Source organism: Pseudomonas sp. PSPC3-2 (assembly GCF_049897085.1).
Lineage (GTDB): Bacteria > Pseudomonadota > Gammaproteobacteria > Pseudomonadales > Pseudomonadaceae > Aquipseudomonas > Aquipseudomonas paraveronii.
Genome location: NZ_JAFCVO010000037.1, coordinates 1 through 3,683 on the forward strand (window position 1 = coordinate 1; position 3,683 = coordinate 3,683).

4 protein-coding genes are annotated in these 3,683 nt (G+C 59.6%); all 4 read right to left on the bottom strand.

Annotation, left to right across the window (positions count from 1 at the left end; translation table 11 throughout):
- On the bottom strand, nt 1–1,446 hold a 1,446-nt coding region (locus ACP7CJ_RS28720; protein WP_426103224.1), incomplete at its 3' end, for a T6SS phospholipase effector Tle1-like catalytic domain-containing protein.
- On the bottom strand, nt 1,434–1,964 hold the full coding sequence (locus tag ACP7CJ_RS28725) for a DUF3304 domain-containing protein (protein WP_426103222.1): 531 nt from the start codon (nt 1,962–1,964) through the stop codon (nt 1,434–1,436). The genes ACP7CJ_RS28725 and ACP7CJ_RS28720, both read right to left, overlap by 13 nt.
- Nucleotides 1,961–2,761 carry a DUF4123 domain-containing protein gene (locus ACP7CJ_RS28730; RefSeq protein WP_276197753.1) on the bottom strand — a complete coding sequence of 267 codons (801 nt, stop codon included), beginning with the start codon at nt 2,759–2,761 and terminating at the stop codon, nt 1,961–1,963. The genes ACP7CJ_RS28725 and ACP7CJ_RS28730 overlap by 4 nt, the downstream gene beginning before the upstream one ends.
- Nucleotides 2,758–3,683: DUF2345 domain-containing protein (locus ACP7CJ_RS28735; protein WP_426103220.1), on the bottom strand; the 926-nt coding region annotated here is incomplete at its 5' end. The genes ACP7CJ_RS28730 and ACP7CJ_RS28735, both read right to left, overlap by 4 nt.

Below are 3,683 nucleotides of genomic sequence, written 5' to 3' on the forward strand. Positions count from 1 at the left end.
TTCCAGCGTGGTGGTGGTCGCGAGGGGCTGGTAGCGTTCAATTTGTTCGATGGGCAGAGGGTGGGAAACATGGGGCAGGCCCAGGGTCATCTGGCGCCAGGCGTTGAAGCGGTTGACCAAGCTTGGCGCAGCAATAAACTCGCGTACCAACTCAGGCTCCATCGCCCGCCAGTACTCACTGCGCAACCCAACAGGTATAACTTCCTCCGGCACCTTTAGGGGCGCGCCATAAGCGTAGGCGTCGGCATATAAATCATTCAGAGCAATCTGCGAGAGCAGAAGTGCGTCCCCCACCCGGGCATCTTCGCTGAAAGCCTTCCCCTGATCCCCAGGCGGATACCCTCCGCCCAAATCCGAGTGCACCCCCGGATAGATCACTTCCACACTGTTCACCGGATAACTGCCACTCCCGCGGCGAATCGACTCCAGCGGAAAACACAGACGCTGCTCAAAACCCGCCGCAAGATGCAGGCAACGCTTGACCAGCCCACCACCGGGAAGCTCCTGATTACCATCGGCCCAGGCCATATGCCCATCTGCTCCTGGCATAATATCGGCAATGCCCACCGAGGCCACGGTGTCCAGTAACCCCAGGTACTCCACACTCAGCGGGACTTCCAGATCGTCCAGTTTAAGGAACGGTCGGTAACGCATCAGCTCATTCAACCAACTGACAAAGGCCCGCGCCGCCGACGCGCCACGGGAAAAGCCAAAAACATACAACTTGATGCCCAACAGTTTCGACGAGCCGGGGTTTGGCTGTGCCAGCGCCAGGCGCAGCGGCTTTTCAATCGCCTTGAGCTGCTTGCTGAACACTGCGGCACGGTTGGCTTGGCCCTTGATAAATTCCAGCCCTGGCAACGTGCCCATGGCGCCGACCGCCGCCTTCAGGCTCGCGTTGTCCTGTCGAGGCAAACCTAGCGTGCGCCGCAGGGCATCGATAAGCATCAGCAGTCCCCAGTTGATCCGCTCTTCGCCGAACCAGGCGCCCGCCAGCCCGACAGCGGTGAAATCCAGGTCGCCCACCTCCGCAAACGGCGTGCCGACGCCGGGCATGTAGTACTTGAAGTACTGGCCATTGCCGGTGCCCGTCGCATCGGTCAAACGCTGGGCCTTGTCACTGTGCCCGGTGCCACCGGCATACCCATCCCCGACGGTAGCGCGAAACAGCCGGGCGATATTGGTCGGGTGCGGCTTATTGGCTATGTACAGGTCATCATTCAGATTATTACCGGTACCATCGAAGAACAGGCTGATGTGCAACGTCTTGCAGCACGGTGGCGTAACCCGATAACCGGCCGCCAGGCACAGGGCATCCTGGTAGCCGCGCTCCTGCTCGCACTGGCGCAGGATATTTTGTTGGACCTGTTCGACGCGACTTGGCAAACGGCCTCCCGCCGGGAACGGTGGAGGGACCCAGACACTGGCATGTTTCACTTCGGACATGACTTGGGCTCCGGCAAGTGCAGCGGGGTCTTGATCGGGTATTCAGGGCTGCCGTAGGCATAACAGGAGGTGGTGACCTGGAGGGCATCGCAGGGTAGGAAATGCACGGTTAGGCCACAAACTTTTTGGCCGGTATAGTCGGGGACCGGCACTAACTTCGTATGTCGACGTTTTTGCGCATCTATCTTTTCAATCCATGCTAAATACTTATCCCAATCTCCAGTTCCGGGATATCCCTTTGAACTACCAGCTCCTGTTTCCCAATCAACGCGGACGGTCATTCCCGGCTGCCAGCGCGACGGAGCGACGTAACAGCAACCTCCCCCGCCCCCCTGATACGGACCGATGATGTCGATACCCGATCGACCGTCGACACTAAAGCGGTTGATCGCCCAGTGGGTGTGGTTAATGGCTTCAAGGGTGCTGGCCAGGGCGCTTTGCGCGAGCAATGCGCCAACAAGGGCTCCGAGCAGGGCGAGGCGATACCTGCCGTCCGTGGGTCTGGGCATAACGTTCATTTCCTGTCTTCGCTGGTCTGGGTCGCGCAGGCGTTACGTAACCTGTCGAGGGTGTGGGCTTCACGCTGGGAATTGAGTAACAACCCGGCCTGGGTGGCATCGAGCATTGCCGCGTAGCACGCCTGAAAGCGCTGTTCGGCACGCCACGCGGATGGCAACGCATCGGCAAGACTCACCATCGCCACCGTGGCATCACTTGCGCAGCTAAGCGTTTCCAGTTGGCTGTCGCTCAGTTCGATAGGGGTGAAATCCTCCGGCAACTCGGGCGTATCGGCCGTACCCGCAAGCCGTTTGGGAGAGCCGTCGCGATCCAGCCAGCTCCAGAAAACCGCGGGGCGTAACAACGGTTGCTGTTGCTGGGGTTCAAGCACATGGCTAAACAGCAAGGGGAACAGCCGCGGGTCGTAATAACGCAACAACCCCAGGTACCCGCCGTTGCGCACTTCCAGGCACCGACCGAGGTGTTCAGCCAAAGCCTGGAAGGGCCAGAGCGACCCCAGCACCAACAATTGCGAGCGGCCATTCAGCGCTTGCACGAGGCCAACCAGCCACTGGCGTTGCAGGGGCTGCGCCAAATCGACACGGACCAGCAACGGTGCCAATTCGTCGGCACCCGCCTCCGGCAACCCGGTAAATAGGGAATACCAAGGCAGTGCGGGCTCGACGCTGAGAACACTGGGCAGTAATGGGGAGTCGCTGCCGGCCTGATCAATGATGATATCCAGGCACGTAACGGAGACTTGTGAGCAGGAAACTTCCAGCAGTTCTATCCAGGTATTGCGAGGAACAGCGCTCATGCTTGTGCGCCCCTGGGTACGAAGCCCTGGGCCGCGGCCTGCGCCTTTTTCAGGCACTCCTTGCACACCGAGCTGGGCAATTGAGGTAACGGGAATTCCTCACTGGTTCCTGGATTCAGCCGATGCTTGCCCTTAATGCTGATCAACCCCGGACCATGAATCTGGATCTCGCCTTGGGGCGTAATGCGGATATAGCCGCCTCCACACCCCAGGGTGATGCCATTCTTCGCCGTCAGTTGCAGATGCCCCTGTACGGTCTGCAGGGTGATGTCTTGCTGGGCAATCAGCTTCATCACGTCGCCGTGAGATTCGATTTCCAGCGGCCCCTTGCCGGACACCAGGCGCATGCCTTCCTGCTGGGCAAGCAGGGAAATGGCCTGATTCGCGTGGACAGACAGCCGTTGAGCGGCGGCCAGGTTGATCTCGTCGTTGCTTTGCACGTACATCGCGTTGCCGCTTTTGAGCAGCAAGCATTCTGGGGTTACGGCGCCAATGCCCTTGGGCGCACTGAGTAGGATGGCCGAGGCGTTCAGGTCTTTGGCGTTGTCCTGGAACTGTTGCAGCCCATCGATGGCTGGCTTGCGGCTGTGGTGAGACTGGGCGATTGCCTGCCAATCCGCGATTTGTTGTTTGGCTCCCGCGACCAGATCGGTGGCGGGCGCCATGGTGAGCACATCACCAGAGGCCTTGGCCTGTGTATCCGTACTGATGAACAACCCTTTGCCTGCGCGAATGCTTCCCCAAGCATCTGTACGCAGCTCAAATCCTTCGCCACGTTTTTTACGCTTGGCATCCACCAGATGCCCCAGGTTGAGCTGGCTCTTACCACTGTGCTCAGTACTGACCTTGATATGCTCCTGCCCCCGCGTGTCATCCATGCGCAGCTTGTTATTCGCCGGAGTACGCAGCACGTTGCGTTTGT